Here is an 18254-nt window from a genome sequence, read left to right as displayed (position 1 = left end):
GGCAAAGATGGCGCTCGATCGCCGGATCGTCGAACTCTACGACGAATACACGCATAAGCCGCTCGACCGCCGCGTCTTCATGAACCGGCTGCTCGCCATCGCCGGCACCGCGGCGGCGGCTGAAGCCGCGCTTGCCCTGCTGGAGCCGAACTACGCGCATGCGCAGCAGGTCGCGCCGGACGATGCCCGCATCACCGCCAGCCGTTTCGACCAGACCGTCGATGGCGTGGCGTTGAAGGGCTATCTCGTCACGCCCAAGGCGGAGGCCAAGCGCGGCGGTGTGCTCGTCATCCATGAGAACCGCGGCCTCAACCCCCATATCGAGGACATCACCCGCCGCATGGCGCTGGAAGGCTTCACCGCGCTCGGACTCGATTTCCTTAACCCGCTCGGCGGCACGCCGAGCGACCCCGACGCGGCTCGCGCACTCTTCCCGCAGCTCCCCGCCGAGGCGGTCGTCGCCCAGGGCCGCGCCGCACTGAAATACCTGGCCTCGCGCCCGGATGCGACCGGACGAACCGGCGCCGTCGGCTTCTGCTGGGGTGGCGGCTCGGTCAACGACCTCGCCGTCTCTGTCCCGGAACTCTCGGCCGGCGTCGTCTTCTACGGCCGCTCGCCCGACCTCGCCAAGGTGCCGCAGATCAAGGCCCGGCTCCTGATCCAGCAAGCCTCGCGCGACACCCGTCTCGTCCAGATGCTGCCGGATTACGAGAAGGCGCTGAAGGCCGCCGACATCCAGTACGAGGCCATCGTCTATCCCGATGTCGACCACGCCTTCATGAACGACACCAGCGCCGAGCGTTACAATGCCGCGGCCGCCAAGCAGGCCTGGGCACGGACGGTAGCCTTCCTCAAGGCAGGAACGGGAACGGCCTGAGGAGAAAGCCGTCATTCTCGGGCTTGACCCGAGAATCTCAGGACGAGAGGGCTGCTGCGCCTCCTCCGACAGGAGATGCTCGGGTCAAGCCCGAGCATGACGGCCTGTTAGCCCATGATCGCGAATTGGCCTCAGGCATCCGACCAACAAAAAACCCGGCGGTCGCCCGCCGGGTTCTTCGAAACGATAGAGAATAGACCGCTCAGGCGGCTTCTTCCGCCATATCGTCGTTGTCGCCTTCCATATCCGCCTCGGCTTCAGCCTCGGCCTTGCCGGCGCGGCGCGGCGACTTGGCGAGCTGGCCTTCGATCTTCTTGAGGGCCTCGGTCTCGGTGACGTCGTCGACGACAGCGATCTCGCGGGTCATGCGGTCGAGAGCGGCCTCATAGAGCTGACGCTCGGAATAGGACTGCTCGGGCTGGGCCTCGGAACGATAGAGGTCGCGCACCACTTCGGCGATGGCGACGAGGTCGCCCGAATTGATCTTCGCTTCGTATTCCTGCGCGCGGCGCGACCACATGGTGCGCTTGACGCGGGCGCGGCCGGTGAGCGTGGTCAGCGCCTTGGCGACGGACTCGGCATCGGCGAGCTTGCGCAGGCCGACGCTGGCAGCCTTGGCGGTGGGGACGCGCAGCGTCATCTTGTCCTTGGCGAAGCTGACGACAAACAGTTCCAGCTTGAAACCCGCGACTTCCTGCTCTTCGATCGCCGTGATCTGACCGACACCATGGGACGGATAGACGACGTACTCGCCCGTCTTGAAACCCTGGCGCACAACAGCTTTCTTCGCAGTGGACATGCCGTTACGACTCCTGACCGGCCCGCTCGACGCGAGCACGTGATGATCTGGTCCCCGGCCGGGTGGCAGGAGACTTTCCGCCTGACGCGACGCTTGGAAAACGCACCGCTTCACGCTCCCTAGTCGATTCTTTCATTGGGCCCCTGACGAGAACGACGACCGAAGCCCCGGCGCCGTGGCCGGCTCTTCCATCGTCTGTGATCTCTTGGGGGCGCCCCGATTGCTGAATCTCGCAGGGGCATGCGGAACGACTTCGACTGGGACTAGCTTGTAACACAAAAAACACGCCGAATCAAAGGTAAACGCCGGACGGCGCTCCCCTGCAATGGCATGGCGAGGTCGTGGTTAATGCAGCGCGGGCGGCGAAAGGCCGCCGGATCAGTCGCCTTCGCCCGGTTCCGGCGAGAGCATCTCGAGCTTGCCGGGCACGCCGTCGAACGCCTTGGCGTCGGCCGGCGGGTCCTTCTTCTGGGTGACGTTCGGCCAGCTCGCCGCGAACTTGCCGTTGAGCTGCAGCCAGCTTTCGAGGCCCGGCTCCGTGTCGGGCTTGATCGCCTCGGCCGGGCATTCGGGCTCGCAGACGCCGCAATCGATGCATTCGTCGGGGTGGATGACGAGAAAATTCTCGCCCTCATAGAAGCAGTCGACCGGGCACACCTCGACGCAGTCCATGTACTTGCACTTGATGCAGTTCTCGGTGACCACATAGGTCATGGGTCGGCCCTTCCAACGCTTCTAAACAGCCTCATAAACCCTTGCCCGGCGCAGGTTTCAAGGTCGTTTTCGTGATCTTTTGCAGAACGATCTGTCATTGCAGAGGCGCTGCGGGGAAGATTTCCCTCCCTGGCCCGATTTCAGCGCTGCTGCAGGCAGGGCGCGGATTTAATCCTCGTCCCCGGCCTCCGCAAGCGACGCATCGCCGCTGCCGCCGTCGAGCCGTTCATAGAGCTGCTGGGCTACCGTGAAGGACCCGCGCCGCTCCGCGAAAGCCAGGACCCTGACCACCACCGTGGCATGAGGCAGGGCGAGCGTCAGCACCGCCCCGATCCGGATGCCCTGCGCCGGGTTGTCGCAGCGGCGCCCCTCGATGCGGACATGACCGTCCTCCACCAGGCGCACGGCCGCCGGGCGGTTGCGGGCGAAGCGCGCGAACCAGAGCCATTTGTCGAGACGCTGACGATCGTCCTGCAAACCGCCCGCGCCTCCCTGGAGCATTTTCGAGCGAAGTGGGCACCGGTTCGCGTGAAGAAAATGCGATGAGACAAAAAGCCGAAGCCATTCCGTGGTTTGGAGAAACGCGGAATGGCTCCGGCTCTAGTTCTTGCTGCCTTCGAGCTGGGCCTTGAGGGCCGCGAGCTTGGCGAAGGGCGAATCCGGATCCGGCTCGCGATTGGCCGGGCGCGGACGCGGCGTCTGCTGGAAGCGCTCGGCGCCGCCACCCCGCTCCTCGCGACGCGGGCCGCCGGGGCGGCCGTCGCGCTTGAAGTCCGGGCGCGGGCCACGATTGCCCTCGGGACGGTCCTGCCGCTGTGGCCTGTCGTCGCGGCGCGGACGCTCATCCTGACGCGGACGCTCCTGACGCTCTTGGCGCTGCGCCGGAGCGCTCTCGCCTGCGGCAGCTGCCGGCCGGTTGTCGGGGCGCCCGTCGCGGCGCGGACCACCGGGGCGGCCCTCGCGCTGCGGCCGGTCGCCGCCACGGCGCTCGCCACCCTCGCGGCGCTCACCGCCTTCGCGGCGACCGCGCGGATTGCCATGCTCCGGCCGGCGCCCGCCCTGATGGCGATGCGGCCGCCAGACCTCGATAAGCTCGGGCTCGGCCGGCGCGGCTTCAGTGGCGGGAGCTTCGTCAGCAACGGCTTCAGCCGAGGCGGTCTCCTCGGCCACGGCGGCCGGAAGCGCGACCATCGCGTCGGCCGGCACCGGCTCGCGCGCCGCGTCCAGCTCCGCCTCGGTCAGGATCGGCGTATCAGCCGTCTCGACGGCGGGCGCTTCGACGACAGGCGTCTCGTCCTCGGCCAGCCCGTCTTCGTTCAGCACGGTCGCCGGCTCGCTCGGGCCCTCGGTGTCGGCGGTCGCCTCGACGGCATCGCCCTCAGCGGAAGCCGCTTCCGTTTCAGCAGCGGCGACAGGCTGAGCCGGCGCGGTCGCGGCCGGGGGCACCGCCAGCGGCACGGTGATCGCCGGTCCCGGGCGCTTGACCGAGACATAGCCGAGCGAACGCAGGATCGAGGCGAAATCCTCGCCCGCACAGCCGACGAGCGAGGTCATCGCACCGGTGGCGACGAAGCCGTCCTGATCGGCGGCGCCGACGGGCGGCGTACCTTGCGTGACACCGGGACGATAGGCGATCGCCGGGCGGATGAGGTCCGCAAGGCGCTCGAGGATGTCGACGCGCACCGCCCGCTCGCCGCAGACGCGGTAGCCGGCAGCACGGTAGAGCCCCTTCGGCACGGCCTTGTCGACCGGGAAGGAGGTGCGGCCCGAGGCCGCGAGATGGGCGATATCGTCGAGCCCGGCCGTCTCCGGCCCGCCATGCTTCAGCGCCCAGAGCTGGGCGGCGAGCGCGCGTGGCGCAGGCTTCAGCAGCGCGGGCATATAGATGTGGAAAGCGCCGAAGCGGATGCCGAGCTGGCGCAAGGCCGCCCGGCCTTCCTGGTCGAGCGCCTTCATCTCCTCGCCAACCTTGGAACGCTCCAGCACGCCGAGCGCCTCGGCCGCCTGATAGGCGATGCCGCGCGCGATACCGGTGACGTTCTCGGCCGCCTCCAGAACCTGCACGGCGCCGAGCAGCTTGGTGACATGATTCTTCAGCCAGAGATTGAGCCGGCCCTCGACCTGCTCGCGCGCGGGACCGCCGAGATGCTCTTCCACCAGCAGGCGCAAGCGCGGCTCCAGAACCTTCTCACCGGCGGTGAGACGCGCGACAGGCTCACCGGTCCAGCGCACCAGACCGTCATGCGACAGCACGAAGGCATCGTCGCCCGCCAGCACGACGCGCGCCGCCCGGGCCTCGATCTCCGAACCGAGCGCCTTCATCGCCGCCAGGTTCAGGGCCTTGACCTCCGACCCACCGGCCTTCGGGTCCGCCGTGAAGCGGAAGCCCTGCAGCATTCCCACATGCTGGCCCTCGACGAGCACGTCGCCCGTCGCGGTGACCTCAGCCTCCAACATCGCATTCTCCCGCAAGCGGCGCATCAACACGCTGGTGCGCCGATCGACAAATCTATGGGTCAGCCGCTCGTGCAGAGCGTCCGACAGCTTGTCCTCTACAAGACGCGCCATGCCCTGCCAATGCTCTGGATCAGGCAACCAGTCAGGACGGTTCGCAACATAGGTCCAAGTCCGCACCTGTGCGATCCGCGCGGACAGCGTATCGATCTCGCCATCGGTGCGGTCGAGCGAGGCCAGTTGAGCGGCGTACCAGTCGGCATCGAGCCGGCCATGGCGCATCAGCCTGAGATAGAGCGTGGACGCGAGATCGGCATGCTGCATCGGGGATATCTTGCGATAATCCGGCAGCCCGCAGACCTCCCAGAGCCGTTCGACCGCGGCGCGGCCCTGCGCCAGCCTCGCGATCTCCGGGTCGCGCGCCAGCACCTCCAGCGTCGTCATGTCCTCGGCGATCAGCGCCCGCGTCAGCCCCTGCTCGGACGGCTGAAGATTCAGCGTGTTCAGCAGGCCACCGACCGAGCGCAGGTCGAGATCGGAATTGCGCCATTGCATCTGGCGGATCGGCTCGAAGCGGTGATTCTCGATCGCCTCGACCAGTTCGGCGTCGAAAGGCGGGCAGCGTCCGCTGGTGCCGAAGGTGCCGTCCCGCAGATGCCGTCCGGCGCGCCCGGCGATCTGGCCGAACTCGGCGGGATTGAGCTTGCGGTAATGATGCCCGTCGAATTTCTTGTCCGCCGCGAAGGCGATGTGGTTGACGTCGAGATTGAGCCCCATGCCGATCGCATCGGTGGCGACGAGATAATCGACATCGCCGGACTGATAGAGCTCGACCTGGGCATTGCGGGTCCGGGGCGAGAGCGCGCCCAGCACCACGGCCGCCCCGCCCTTCTGCCGGCGGATCAGCTCCGCGATCGCATAGACCTCCTCGACCGAGAAGGCGACGATGGCCGAGCGAGGCGCCAGCCGCGTGATCTTGCGGTCGCCGGCGAAGGTGAGCTGCGACAGGCGCGGACGCGTCACGACGTTCACGCCGGGCATGAGCTGCTCGATCAGCGGGCGCATCGTCGCGGCGCCGATCAGCATGGTTTCGGCCCGGCCGCGCCGGTTCAGCAGGCGGTCGGTGAAGACATGGCCGCGGTCGAGATCGGAGGCGAGCTGGATCTCGTCGATGGCGACGAAATCGACCGCGAGATCGCGCGGCATCGCCTCGACCGTGCAGATCCAGAAGCGCGGCCGCTCCGGCTTGATCTTCTCCTCGCCGGTGACGAGGGCGACGGCCTCGGGGCCGACTTTGTCGACCACGCGCTGATAGACCTCGCGCGCCAGCAGGCGCAGCGGCAGGCCGATCATCCCGGTGGGGTGGGCGACCATGCGCTCGATGGCGAGATGGGTCTTGCCGGTATTGGTCGGGCCCAGCACGGCCGTGACGCTATAGGCGCGGGCAGCGGGCGGCAGCGAACGGAAAGGAAGCAAGGCGAAGGAGCCGATCTTCTCGCCCGCCCATGCGGGCGGGAGCGTGGACGGGGTTGATGCAGATCCTAGAAGCGGACCCGACAAGAACGAGTCTGGAACGAAGCGGGGCCGAATCGCTGACTCCGGCAGAATCGGGTTTTGTTCCCTTTTCGGAATCCGTCCCCCGGCGGCATGGGCCATGTCGTCATCGCGCCCTCCCGGATTGGCGTGGCGAGGCGGCACTCAACGCCGCCCGGCAGGAACCTATTTAAGCCTTTTCGCCCCGGAGACGAGAGGCAAGGCAGATTTTGGGGGTGGGCGGGCGCCTCAATGATGGGCGTGGTCGCACTGGCCGTGATCGGCCAGCGCCTCGATGATCGCGCAGTCGCAGGCCGCGACGCCGCCCGAGCAGGTCGTCGCGATCCGCTCCAGTTCCTTTTCCAGCGAGCGCAGTTTCGCGATCTTGTCGCGAACCTCGTCGAGATGGGCGACCGAAATCGCATGGGCCTCGTCACAGGCCATGCCGGGCGTGTCGGAAAGCTTCAGCAGAGTGCGGATATTCTCGACCGCGAAGCCGAGATCGCGTGCGTGCTTGATGAAGGCGAGCCGCTCGGCGTGGCGCCGGCCATAGCGGCGCTGGTTGCCCTCGGAGCGTTCCGGCGGCGGCAGGAGCCCGACCTGCTCGTAATAGCGGATGGTCTCGACCTTGACCCCGGTGCGATCGGCGAGCGCTCCGATCGGCATCACGCGTTCGAGCTTGCCGGCAACGGTCATGGCATCCTCCAGATCTATAGTTTCTAGAGCTTTAGATAGATCCTGACAGCCACATGGCAAGAGCGGGCGCCCGTCCCGCCGTCATTCTCGGGCGAAGCGAAGCGCAGACCCGAGAATGACGGGCCGGACGCAGCTCCCTTGCCTGAACGTCATGAGATGCTCGGGTCAAGCCCGAGCATGACGCGCGAAATTACGCCACGCCCATCGCCAGCAGGTCGTGGACATGGACGAGCCCGGCTGGGCGGTCTTCACCGTCGACCACGATCAGCGCCGTGATCCGGCTGCGATTGACCAGTTCCAGCGCCTCGACCGCGAGCGTATCGAGCCCGATGCGGCGCGGGTTCGCGGTCATGATGTCACGCGCCCTGAGCGAGGCGCCACCGCCCATCGCCGCCTTGCGGCGCAGGTCGCCATCGGTGACGACGCCGGCGAGCTTGCCGTCCAGATCCATCACCACGGCACAGCCGAAACCCTTGTCGGAGATCATCGCGATGACGTCCGGCAGCAGCGTGTCGAGCCCGATCAGCGGCAGGTCGGCCCCGCGATGCATGATGCTCTCGACCGTCTTGAGCTGTGCGCCGAGCTTACCGCCGGGGTGATAGACAAAGAAATCCTGCCGCGAGAAGCCGCGCGCTTCCAGAAGCGCCACGGCCAGCGCATCGCCGAGCGCCATCTGCATCGTCGTCGAGGTCGTCGGCGCAAGCCCGTTCGGGCAGGCCTCCGTCGCCTTGGGCAGGACGAGCGCGATATCCGCTTCCTTGCCCAGCGTGCTCTCAGCATTGGCGGTCATCGCGATCAGCCCGACGCGGAAGCGGCGGGTGTAGCCGACCAGCGCGGCAAGCTCGACCGCCTCACCCGACCAGGACAATGCGATCACCACATCCTCAGGCTGGACCATGCCGAGATCGCCATGGCTCGCCTCGGCCGGATGGACGAAATGCGCGGGCGTACCGGTCGAGGCCAGCGTCGCCGTGAGCTTGCGCCCGACATGGCCGGACTTGCCCATGCCGGAGACGATAACGCGGCCGCTCGAGGCGCGGATCATCGCGATGGCCTCGGCGAAAGGCTGGCCCAATCCATTCGCCAGCGCATCGTGGAGGGCGTCGAGACCGGCGCGTTCGGTGGCGATGGTGCGAAGGGCGGAGTCGCGGATATCGGCTGTCATGGCCGGCGCTGTAGCACGGCGGCGCCAGCCATTTCCACCATCTGCCGATAGGCCCGGCCCGCGTTGACGGCTCCTTAACCCTGTTCGTTCTAACTCCGTTAACCATGCGCGCCATCCGCGCGCCCATCACCTGGAGCCCTGCGACGCCCGTGTCCGGCCGCGCGACGACCCTGCTTCTGTCCGGCACGGCCCTGGCCGCGCTGGCACTCGCCTGCGCAGCGGCGCAGGCGCAGCAGATGCCCCGCGCCAATCTGAGGACCGGCACGCCCACTTACGTCGCGCAACAGCCGGCAACACCCCAGCCTGCCCTCTCGCCGGCAACGGCCGAACCGGAAGCCATCCGCGATCCCGCTGGCCTGATCCAGCGACAGGGTTCGGCCGTTTCGGGGCGGCAGCCACCGCGCGCCAGCCAACCGATTCAGGCGCCGGCACTGCGCGGCGTCACCCAGCGCCAGTTCCGTCCGCCGCAGCCGGCGGTGACGACGATGCCGCCCCCGCCGCCCCCTCCGCCCCCGCCACGCCGGCGTGCCGCGAGCGAGGAGGACCCCTATGCAGCGCTCGGCATCCGCATGGGCTCGATCACGCTGCGGCCCTCGGTCACCAACTCGGTCGGCTACGACACCAATCCGCAGCGCAGCTCCGCGCCAGGCACCAAGGGCTCGGGCTACAGCCGCCACGAGGGCGAACTGGACATCCAGTCCGACTGGAATGTCCATGAGCTCAAGGGCAAGCTGCGCGGCGGCTATATGGAGTTCTTCCGCGCCAAGGACGCCTCGCGCCCCGATGCCGAGGGCAGTCTCGACCTGCGGCTCGATGCGACGCGCGACACCCGCATCCTCCTGGAAACGCGGCTCAAGCTCGACACGCAGCGGCCGGGCTCGCCGGACCTCACCGCCGCGGTCACCGGCCGCCCGCAGATCTACCAGTATGGCGGCTCGGCCGGCGTCACGCATGACTTCAACCGGCTGCAACTGACGCTGCGCGGCTCGGTCGATCGCAGCGACTATGAGGATGCCCGCCTATCGAACGGCGCGATGCTCTCGCAGAAGGATCGCAACCTCACGCAATACGGCCTGCGTCTGCGTGCGGCCTACGAGGTCACGCCCGGCTTCAAGCCCTTCGTCCAGGCCGAGATCGACCAGCGCGAGTTCGACGAGAAGAGCGATTCCAGCGGCTATATGCGCTCGTCGAACGGCATGACGGGGCGTGTCGGCTCGACCTTCGAGATCAGCCGGCAGCTGACCGGTGAGGTCTCGGGCGGCTATCAGGATCGCAAATACGACGACAGCCGCCTGAAGAACCTGCGTGGTTTCGTCGGCGACGCCGCGGTGCTGTGGTCGCCCACGCCACTGACCACGGTGACGCTGCGCGGCGGCGCCGAACTCGGCGACACCACCATCGCCGGCTCCTCGGGCACCACGGTGCGGCGCGCCACGCTGGAAGTCGCGCATGCATTGCGCCGCAACCTCACCGTCACCGGCTTCACCAATTTCAGCCGCACCGAATATGACGGACAGGGCTTGCGCGAGGACTACAGCAATGTCGGCGCGCGGCTCGAATACAAGCTGACGCGCACCTTCGCCGTGCGCGCAAGTTTCACCCATGAGCGCCTGAACTCGACCGCGCAGGGCTCGGATTACACCGCGAATGTCTCGCTGGTGGGTCTCAGGGTGCAGTTCTAGCTTCAACCGTCATGCTCGGGCTTGACCCGAGCATCTCATGACCGGAAGGCGCTGGTTTCCGAGATGGCCGGGTCAAGCCCGGCCATGACGAGAACCCTCACTCCATCCCTTCGAGCTCGATGATCATGCCCTCGATCATCCGAAGCCCGATCTGCCAGAAGCCCGGGTCCTTCGCGTCGAGCCCGAAGGGCGCCAGCAGTTCGGAATAAGGCTTGCTGCCGCCGGCCGAAAGCAGCGCGAAATAGCGCTCCTGGAAGCCCTCGGCGGCGTTCTGGTAGACGCCGTAGAGCGAGTTCACCAGGCAATCCCCGAAGGCATAGGCATAAACGTAGAAGGGCGAATGGATGAAGTGCGGGATGTAGCACCAGTAGGGCTCATATCCGCTCGACAGCCGGATCGCCGGGCCCAGGCTCTCTTCCTGCACGCTCATCCAGATCTCGCAGAGCGCTTCCGGTGTCAGCTCGCCCTCGCGGCGGGCCTCATGGACCTTGCGCTCGAAGGTGTAGAAGGCGATCTGGCGCACGACCGTGTTGATCATGTCCTCGACCTTGGCCGCCAGCATCGCCTTGCGCTGCTTCTTGTCGTTGGTCGAGTCGAGCAACTTGCGGAAGGTCAGCATTTCCCCGAAGACGCTCGCCGTCTCCGCCAGGGTCAGCGGCGTCGGCGCCATCAGGGCACCGTTGGGCGCCGCCAGCACCTGATGCACGCCATGGCCGAGCTCATGGGCCAGCGTCATCACGTCGCGCGGCTTGCCCTGGTAGTTCAGCAGCACATAGGGGTGAGCGGATGGCACCGTAGGGTGAGCAAACGCGCCGGGCGCCTTGCCGGGGCGCGGCGGCGCGTCGATCCAGCGCTCGTCGAAGAAGCGCCTGGCGATCGCCGCCATCTCCGGCGAGAAGGCGCCATAGGCCGAGAGCACGGTCTCGCGCGCCTCGGTCCAGGGTATCGTGCGCTGCTCGACCTGCGGCAGCGGCGCGTTGCGGTCCCAGAAATCGAGTTCCTCGCGGCCGAACCACTTCGCCTTCAGCCGGTAATAGCGATGTGACAGGCGCGGATAGGCCTCGCGCACGGCGGCGACGAGAGCATCCACGACCTCACGCTCGACCCGGTTGGCGAGATGGCGGGAATCCGCGACATCCTCGAACTTCCGCCAGCGGTCGGAGATTTCCTTGTCCTTGGCCAGCGTGTTGGCGATCAGCGCGAAGGTCCGCAGCTCCTTGCGGAACACCGTGCTCAGCGCCTCCGCCGCCTTGCGGCGCACCTCGCCGTCGCTGTCCTGCAGCTTGTTGAGCGTGAGCTCGAGCGTCAGCTCCTCGCCATCGACGATGAAGCGCAGCGAGGCGATGGTCTCGTCGAAGAGGCGGTTCCAGGCGGCTGCGCCCGTCATAGACTTCTCGTGGAACAGCGCCTCGATCCGGTCGTCGAGCTGGTGCGGCTTGTCCTTGGCCAAATCCTCCAGCCAGGGCTTCCAGTGCGAGAGCGGCGCCTGGCTCGCGACCTTCGCCAGCAGGTCCGGCTCGATCCGGTTCAGCTCCAGTTCGAAGAACAGCAATTCGGTGATCGCGGCGTTCAGCTTGTCCTGCGTGTCGCCGTAGAACTTGGCGCGCTGCGGATCGGTCGTGTCGCCGGAATAGACCAGACCGGCATAGGCGCCGATCCGGCCGAGCAGGTCGCTCAGGCCCTCATAGCTCTTCACTGCGGCTGCCAGCGTCGTGCTGCCGTCTGGCGCTGCGGCGAATTCCGCGAGCTTGCCGCGATAGCGGCCAGCCAGCGCCTGCGCATCGAGAAGACCCCGCTCCAGATCGCCCTTGAACTCCGGCGATTCGATCCCGGGATAAAGATGGGTCAGGTCCCATTCCGGGAGATCGCCGGTCGCATTCGCCGGCTTTGCCGCCCCCGACTTCGTGGCGGAACGCAGGACGGTCTCATGAAAAGCCATTCGCTCGATACCTTCGCGCACTGAAACGAGCCTCATCCTTAGGCCGGCACGGCCCCGGCGATCAACGCCCGGTCGCTTCGTCCCGCAGCCATCGGCCTTGGGCTTAAACCCCGCTTAACCCTTCTCGCCGACCATGCCCCAGAACGGAACAGGTGATTCCACCTGGAGCCAAGATTTCTTTCATGCTGCACGGGCTTTCGAGGTGCCATGGCCGACACCGTCCTCATCGTTGACGATGATCCCGTCCAGCGCCGCCTGCTGGACGCGATGCTGAAGCGCTTCGGCTACGATGTCGCCAGCGCCGACAACGGCGAGGCCGCGTTGACCTTGCTCGGCGCGCCCGAGGGCGAGCGCTTCAGCGCCATCGTCCTCGACCTCAACATGCCCGGCCTCGACGGCATGGGCGTGCTGGCGGCGCTACGCGAACGTGGCATCGAGATCCCCGTCATCGTCCAGACCGCCAATGGCTCGATCGAGACCGTCGTCTCGGCCATGCGGGCCGGTGCCGTCGATTTCGTGGTGAAGCCTGTCGGGGCCGAGCGCCTCCAGGTCTCGCTGCGCAACGCCCTCAAGCTCGGCGCGCTCGAACACGAGCTGCGCCATATCAAACGCCGCGCCTCGAACACGCTGGGCTTCCGCGATCTCGCGACCAAGAGCCCGGACATGGCCCGCGTCGTCCGGCTGGCCGAGCGCGCCGCGAAATCGAACATCCCGATCCTCATCGAGGGCGAGTCGGGCGTCGGCAAGGAGGTGCTGGCGCGCGCGATCCAGGGCTCCAGCGACCGCAAGGGCAAGCCCTTCGTCACCGTGAACTGCGGCGCAATCCCGCATAATCTCGTCGAATCCATCTTGTTTGGCCACGAAAAGGGCGCCTTCACCGGTGCGACCGAGCGCCATCTCGGCAAGTTCGTCGAGGCCAATGGCGGCACGCTCTTCCTCGACGAGGTCGGCGAATTGCCGCTCGACGCGCAGGTCAAGCTCCTGCGCGCCATCCAGGAGGGCGAGGTCGATCCCGTCGGCGGCAAGAAATCGGTGCGCGTCGATATCCGCCTGATCTCGGCCACCAACAAGAGCCTGCTCGACCAGGTGAAGCGGGCTGAGTTCCGCGAGGACCTGTATTACCGCCTCAACGTCTTCCCGATCACGCTGCCGCCCTTGCGCCAGCGCCGCGAGGACATTGCCGACCTCGCGCGCGGCTTCCTTGCCCGCTTCGCCGCCGAGGAGGGCCGCAAGCTCACCGGGCTCACGGCCGAGGCCGCCGCCCTGATCACCGGCTATGACTGGCCGGGCAATGTCCGCCAGCTCGAGAACGCCGTGTTCCGCGCCGTGGTCCTGGCCGACGGACCGGAGCTCGACACCACCGAGTTCCCGCAGATCGCCGCGCAGATGGACGGCTACGAAGTCCGCATTCCGCCGGCCCCCGCCTCCCTCGCCCGCTCCGAGACGCAAGGCGAGCCGCCGCCGCGCATCATCCAGATGCCGGTGCGCGATCCCAACGCGCTCGACCTCGTCACCGGCTCCGACATGCGCAAGCTCGACGACCTCGAACGCGAGATCATCACCTTCGCGCTCGCGCATTACCGCGGCCACATGTCCGAGGTCTCGCGCAAGCTCGGCATCGGCCGCTCGACGCTCTACCGCAAGCTCAAGGATTACGGGCTGATCGAGAGCGAATCGAACGGCGATGAAACCGACGCGGCCTGAGCCGCGACCAATCGAAATGGGGCGGTCTGTTGCACCGCCGCATCTTGTCTCAACCAGCCGAGTCACGCAGGAATGGCGGGGTTCGGCAGCAATCGGGATAGCGACCATGCGTCCTCGCCATTGGGCGAAACTGACCTCGGCATCCGCCCTGGCCATTATTCTGGGATGCCTCCCGCTCCGCGCCGAGACCCCTCTCAACACCGATGCGACGCTCGGCATCCCGCTGCCGGAGCAGCCGGAGCTCAGCCTCTCCGACATCGCGCCGCCGGCCCCCGCTGCGCAGGCTGCGACCGCACCCGACCATTCCGCCGATGCCGAGATCGTCACCGGCACGGTGATCCCCGGAAACCGCCTGCCGGACCCGGCGAAGCAGGATGCGGCCGCCCCCCTCGACATGACCGAGGAAGCGGTCACGCTCGACATTCCCGCGGTCGAGATGCCGGCGGCCGACCCGGCCCTGACGCCCGTCGTCAAATCGCCGGCTCCGGCTGAGGCTGCCCCGCAGACCGGGCCGCTGCGCACCGTCGAGCCGCTGGTGCCGATGCCGGATGTGCCGAAGGTCGTCGTCGAATTGCCGCCCGGCTCGGAATTTTCCGCCGCCATCACCGCTGCCCTGCCGGAGGCGCTGACGCTGCGCCGCCTCGGCGAGCGCGAGCGCAACGAGATCATCGCCGCCTATCAGGCCAACGAGAACCGCCCCTTCTGGGTTGGCGCCAAGGGCTGGAATGAAGCCGGCAAGCGCATCGCGACGCAGCTCGGCCGTGCCGGCGAGGATGGCCTGCGTCCGAACGACTATGCGCTGCCCGTTTTCGAGGCGAGCGACAAGGCCAGGCTTGCCGAGGCCGATATCCGCCTCTCGGCCATCGCCGTGCTCTATGCCCGCGACGCCCGCGGCGGCCGTCTCAATCCGCGCCAGCTCTCGAAGCTGATCACGCCGACGCTCTACCTGCCCTCCGCGACCGAAGTGCTCTCGGAGCTTGCCGGCGCGACGGATGCCGGCGCCGTGCTCGCCGCCTACAACCCGCCGCATGAGGGCTATCGCCGCCTCAAGGCCAAGCTCGACGAGATGCGCGAGCATCTCGACGACACGCCGCTGGTGCGCATCCCCGCCGGCCCGCCGCTCAAGCTCGGCATGCGCGACGAGCGCGTGCCGCTGGTGCGCGCCCGCCTCGGCCTTGGGCCGAGCGAGGAGCCGGTCTTCGACCGCTCGACCGCACTGGCCCTGACCGATTTCCAGAAGAAGGCCGGCCTCCCGGCCAACGGCATCCTGAGCGAGCGCACGCTGGCCGCGCTCGGCAAGCCGGCGAGCGCGCGGGGCGAGGAGGACATCGTCGCCCAGATGGAGCGCTGGCGCTGGCTGCCGCCCGATCTCGGCACCGACCACATCATGGCCAATGTCCCGGAGATGCGCGTGCGTGTCATCCGCTCCGGCAAGGTCGTGCACGAGACCCGCGCCATCATCGGCAAGCCGGAATCGGCGACGCCCATCTTCTCGCACAAGATGGACCACGTCATCGTCAACCCGTCCTGGTACGTGCCGCCCTCGATCCTGAAGAAGGAATTCCTGCCGGGCCTCGCTGCCGATCCGGAATATGCGGCCAAGCGTGGCTATGTCGTGACCCGCACCAAGGGCGGTGGCATCTCGGTGCGCCAGCCGCCGGGCGAGCGCAATGCGCTCGGCTGGATCAAGTTCATGTTCCCGAACGAGCATGCGGTCTACCTGCACGACACGCCGAATCGCCGCCTCTTCGCCGGCGAGCGGCGCGCGCTCAGCCATGGCTGCGTCCGGGTCGAGAACCCCTTCGCGCTGGCCGACCAGGTGCTCGGCCCGGAATGGTCGCATGAGCGGCTGAAGCGCCTGATCGGCTCGGGCGAGCGCCGCATCAACCTGCCGCAGCCCCTGCCGATCCACCTCGTCTACAACACCATCGTCGTCGGCGATGACGGCCAGATCACTCGCTTCGACGATGTCTACGGCTTCCACCGGCTGGTCCGGCAGGCGCTGGAGCAGCAGGGCGGCTGAGCCCCCTTGGCGAGGGTGCCCTGTCCTATGGGCACCTTTTCGCCATGATCCGACTTTAGCCACGTTCGGCAGGAATTTCTTGGCGTGGCGATTGCCGGCTCGCTAACGAGACGTTAACGCTTCTCCGCAACTGTTCGTTCACGTTTATCGCACCGCTTCGGCGGGGGCACCGAGACGGGTCAGACAGATTGGGCAGGACAACCGCCACGCTTGCAGGATGCGCGCCGTCCGGCACAAAGCCGACCGCGCGACAGGCGCTGGCGCTCGGCCTGGCCCTGATCGCCTCGCTGGTCGGCATCCGCGGCACGCAGGACGCCGCCGCCAACGGCGACACCCGCACCATCACCATCCGGCACATGCACACGAAGGAAGAGACGACCGTCACCTTCAAGCGTGACGGCCGCTATGATTCGTCCGGGCTCGAAAAACTGAACTGGGCCTTGCGCGACTGGCGCACCGACGAGCCGACCCGGATGGACCCGCGGCTCTTCGACGTCGTCTGGGAGGTCCAGCGCCAGCTCGGCTCCGACCAGCCCTTCCACGTCGTCTCCTCCTATCGCGCGCCCGGCACCAACGCGATGCTGCGCCGTCGCTCGCGGGCCGTCGCCAAGCACAGCCAGCATATGCTCGGCAAGGCCATGGATTTCTACCTGCCGGACGTGCCGACGGCCCGCATCCGCGAGATCGGCATGCGGCTCCAGCGCGGCGGCGTCGGCTTCTACCCGAACGCCCATACGCCCTTCGTGCATCTCGATGTCGGCTCGGTCCGCTCCTGGCCGCGCATGACGCGCGACCAGCTCGTGCGCCTTTTCCCCGACGAAAAGACCGTCCACCTGCCGGCCGATGGCCAGCCGATGGCCGGCTACGAGCTCGCCAAGGCGGAGATCCTGTCGGGCGGCGGCGCCGTCGCGGGTTATGCCACTGCCGAGCTCGATGAGGGCGCCGTCATGGCGTCGGGCCGCAAGAGCCTATGGGCCTCGCTGTTCGGCGGCGACGACGAGGAAGCCGATGCCCGACCGACCGCGCGCGGCCGCCGCGCCGCGCCGCGTCAGCAGCCCGCGGTCATGGCCTATGCCAATCCCGGCTACAACGACGCCAATTCGCCGGATGGCGGCCGCTTCGCCGTCGCCATGGCTCCCGCCGCCGAACCTGTGACGCGTTCGCTCACACGTGAGCGCTCGGAGCGCCTGGCACCGCAGGTCAACGCCGCCCCGCCGCAACCGGCCCCCACTCCGGAACCGACACCGCAGCCGGCAGTCGCCGCCGCTCCCCAGCGCGTGCAGGAAAACCGGCCGCAATTGATCGATGCGCCGCTGCCTCTGGCGCGGCCCCGCGGTCTTTCCGTGCCTGCCGACGACGGCGCGCCCGTCCAGATCGCCGCCCTGCCCGCAGCCGGCGGTGCGCTGGCCTTCGCGCCGCAGCCTGACCAGAAGCTGGTGCTGGCCTCCCTGCCGCCGCGCCGACCGGGCGAGATGGCGAGCGCGAGCGAGATCGTCGTGGCCGGCCAGCCCACCAACGCCCCGCTGCCGCCGATGCGGCCGACCGCACTCGCCGACGCCGCGATCGCCTCCCTGCGCGGCACCGGAGCGCCTGAAGCGCCGTTGGCCCAAGCCGCGGAAGGCCGGCTCGTGACCGCCTCGCTGCCACCGGTACGGCCGCGCGAGGGTGGTGTCAGCTTCGCGACCGCCACCCAACGTTCCGTCCCGGTTCCAGAAGAGCCCGAAGATACCGCCGAGATGGATCGCGGCGGCCTGAACTCCCTGTTCGCCGCGGTCTCCCGCACCGGCAGCACACCCGGCAAGCCGGTGAATGTCGCGACCGCCCGTGCCAAGACTGCCGGCCCGTCAGGCGCGCCGATCGCCGGCCCGAGCCCGGCCGCGGCCCTGGGCTTCAGCCACGCCGACCCCGTCGACGCCAAGCCCGGAAGCTTCTCCGGACCGGCCGTCCGCCCGCTGCCGACGAATTTCGTCCAGAACTGACGTCTATTCCCGGTCGATCGGCCAAGCCTTGAACACGTCGAGCGCCTCGCAGGCGCGCGCCTGCTCGGCCAAAGCCGGCCAGCGCTCTTCCGGCGCGAATTCTGGGATGACGAAGCGGCAGAAGCCCCAGGCGATGGCCGCCGCGATATCGCTCGGCAGCAATTCCGGCCCGGCGGTCAGCTCGCCCTCCTTCGCCGCCGCATCGAGCAGGTCGAGCGCAACATGCAGCTGGGTGACGATGCGCTCCTGCCAGGGCGCATAGCGCTGCGCCTCCGGGCGCTTGCGCTCGTATTCGATCGACACCGCCTTGTCGGCCGCGACGATGCCGATCCCGGTCAGCGCCAGATCACGGCGCCGCGCCACGCCTTCGAGCGGGCGCAGCGAGCGGCCCGCGACATCCTCGAAATGCTGGATGATCAACAGGGATTCGCTGATCGCGATGCCGTCATCGGTGACCAGCGTCGGCGCCTTGATCAGCGGATTGATCGCCCGGAATTCCTCCATGTGCCGGAAGACCGAGACCGAGCGATGCTCGAACGGCACCTCCAGCAGAGTTCCCGTGATCGCCGCACGGCGGACATAGGGGCTATCCAGCATTCCGACGAGCAGCATCGCGACCTCCGTTTCAACGTGGCGGGAGAGTGCCGAAACCCCATGTCAAAGCCACGCGAATTCGCGTGATGCGCGGG

The 18254-nt window shown here is 67.9% G+C and carries 13 protein-coding genes; 5 read left to right on the top strand and 8 right to left on the bottom strand.

Annotated elements, in window-relative coordinates; genetic code table 11:
• The first annotated feature begins 7 nt into the window (after nucleotides 1-7).
• Nucleotides 8-877: a dienelactone hydrolase family protein gene (locus AC07NY_RS02020; protein ID WP_494581411.1), complete on the top strand. Its 870-nt coding sequence runs from the start codon at nucleotides 8-10 to the stop codon at nucleotides 875-877.
• A 202-nt stretch (nucleotides 878-1079) separates the two neighbouring features.
• On the opposite strand, the gene AC07NY_RS02015 is transcribed toward AC07NY_RS02020, so the two are convergent.
• The 6 genes from AC07NY_RS02015 to AC07NY_RS01990 form a co-directional block, all read right to left on the bottom strand.
• Nucleotides 1080-1676 carry a CarD family transcriptional regulator gene (locus tag AC07NY_RS02015; RefSeq protein WP_492285674.1) on the bottom strand — a complete coding sequence of 199 codons (597 nt, stop codon included), beginning with the start codon at nucleotides 1674-1676 and terminating at the stop codon, nucleotides 1080-1082.
• Nucleotides 1677-2054: 378 nt separating this feature from the next.
• Nucleotides 2055-2390: a ferredoxin FdxA gene (gene fdxA / locus AC07NY_RS02010; protein WP_492285675.1), complete on the bottom strand. Its 336-nt coding sequence runs from the start codon at nucleotides 2388-2390 to the stop codon at nucleotides 2055-2057.
• 168 nt (nucleotides 2391-2558) lie between these two features.
• Nucleotides 2559-2867, bottom strand: a complete 309-nt coding sequence (locus AC07NY_RS02005; RefSeq protein ID WP_494581410.1) for an RNA-binding S4 domain-containing protein — start codon at nucleotides 2865-2867, stop codon at nucleotides 2559-2561.
• 123 nt (nucleotides 2868-2990) lie between these two features.
• Nucleotides 2991-6320 (bottom strand): helicase-related protein, encoded by a 3330-nt coding sequence (locus tag AC07NY_RS02000; protein ID WP_494581409.1) that lies wholly within the window; start codon nucleotides 6318-6320, stop codon nucleotides 2991-2993.
• Nucleotides 6321-6626: 306 nt separating this feature from the next.
• On the bottom strand, nucleotides 6627-7046 hold the full coding sequence (locus tag AC07NY_RS01995) for a MerR family transcriptional regulator (protein WP_091860771.1): 420 nt from the start codon (nucleotides 7044-7046) through the stop codon (nucleotides 6627-6629).
• Between the two features lie 217 nt (nucleotides 7047-7263).
• Nucleotides 7264-8238 (bottom strand): KpsF/GutQ family sugar-phosphate isomerase, encoded by a 975-nt coding sequence (locus tag AC07NY_RS01990; RefSeq protein ID WP_494581407.1) that lies wholly within the window; start codon nucleotides 8236-8238, stop codon nucleotides 7264-7266.
• A 149-nt stretch (nucleotides 8239-8387) separates the two neighbouring features.
• On the opposite strand from AC07NY_RS01990, the gene AC07NY_RS01985 reads away from it, so the two are divergent.
• On the top strand, nucleotides 8388-9920 hold the full coding sequence (locus tag AC07NY_RS01985) for an outer membrane beta-barrel protein (protein WP_494581405.1): 1533 nt from the start codon (nucleotides 8388-8390) through the stop codon (nucleotides 9918-9920).
• A gap of 97 nt (nucleotides 9921-10017) precedes the next feature.
• On the opposite strand, the gene AC07NY_RS01980 is transcribed toward AC07NY_RS01985, so the two are convergent.
• Nucleotides 10018-11859, bottom strand: a complete 1842-nt coding sequence (locus tag AC07NY_RS01980; protein ID WP_494581404.1) for a M3 family oligoendopeptidase — start codon at nucleotides 11857-11859, stop codon at nucleotides 10018-10020.
• 207 nt (nucleotides 11860-12066) lie between these two features.
• Between AC07NY_RS01980 and AC07NY_RS01975 the strand changes: the two genes are divergently transcribed.
• The 3 genes from AC07NY_RS01975 to AC07NY_RS01965 all read left to right on the top strand — a co-directional run bounded on the left by AC07NY_RS01975 (nucleotide 12067) and on the right by AC07NY_RS01965 (nucleotide 17565).
• Nucleotides 12067-13563 carry a sigma-54-dependent transcriptional regulator gene (locus AC07NY_RS01975; protein WP_494581402.1) on the top strand — a complete coding sequence of 499 codons (1497 nt, stop codon included), beginning with the start codon at nucleotides 12067-12069 and terminating at the stop codon, nucleotides 13561-13563.
• A gap of 106 nt (nucleotides 13564-13669) precedes the next feature.
• Nucleotides 13670-15586: a L,D-transpeptidase family protein gene (locus tag AC07NY_RS01970; RefSeq protein WP_494581401.1), complete on the top strand. Its 1917-nt coding sequence runs from the start codon at nucleotides 13670-13672 to the stop codon at nucleotides 15584-15586.
• Between the two features lie 188 nt (nucleotides 15587-15774).
• Nucleotides 15775-17565, top strand: a complete 1791-nt coding sequence (locus AC07NY_RS01965) for a peptidoglycan L,D-endopeptidase MepK (protein WP_494581400.1) — start codon at nucleotides 15775-15777, stop codon at nucleotides 17563-17565.
• A gap of 3 nt (nucleotides 17566-17568) precedes the next feature.
• Here the strand turns inward: AC07NY_RS01965 and AC07NY_RS01960 are convergent, their stop codons facing one another.
• Entirely contained in the window at nucleotides 17569-18177 is a 609-nt protein-coding gene (locus AC07NY_RS01960) for a glutathione S-transferase family protein (protein ID WP_199092128.1), read from the bottom strand.
• Nucleotides 18178-18254: the final 77 nt, after the last annotated feature.

Source organism: Allobosea sp. GW821-FHT09G06 (assembly GCF_059416005.1).
Note: the sequence above shows the minus strand (reverse complement) of the source record. Positions and strands in the feature narration are given on the sequence as shown.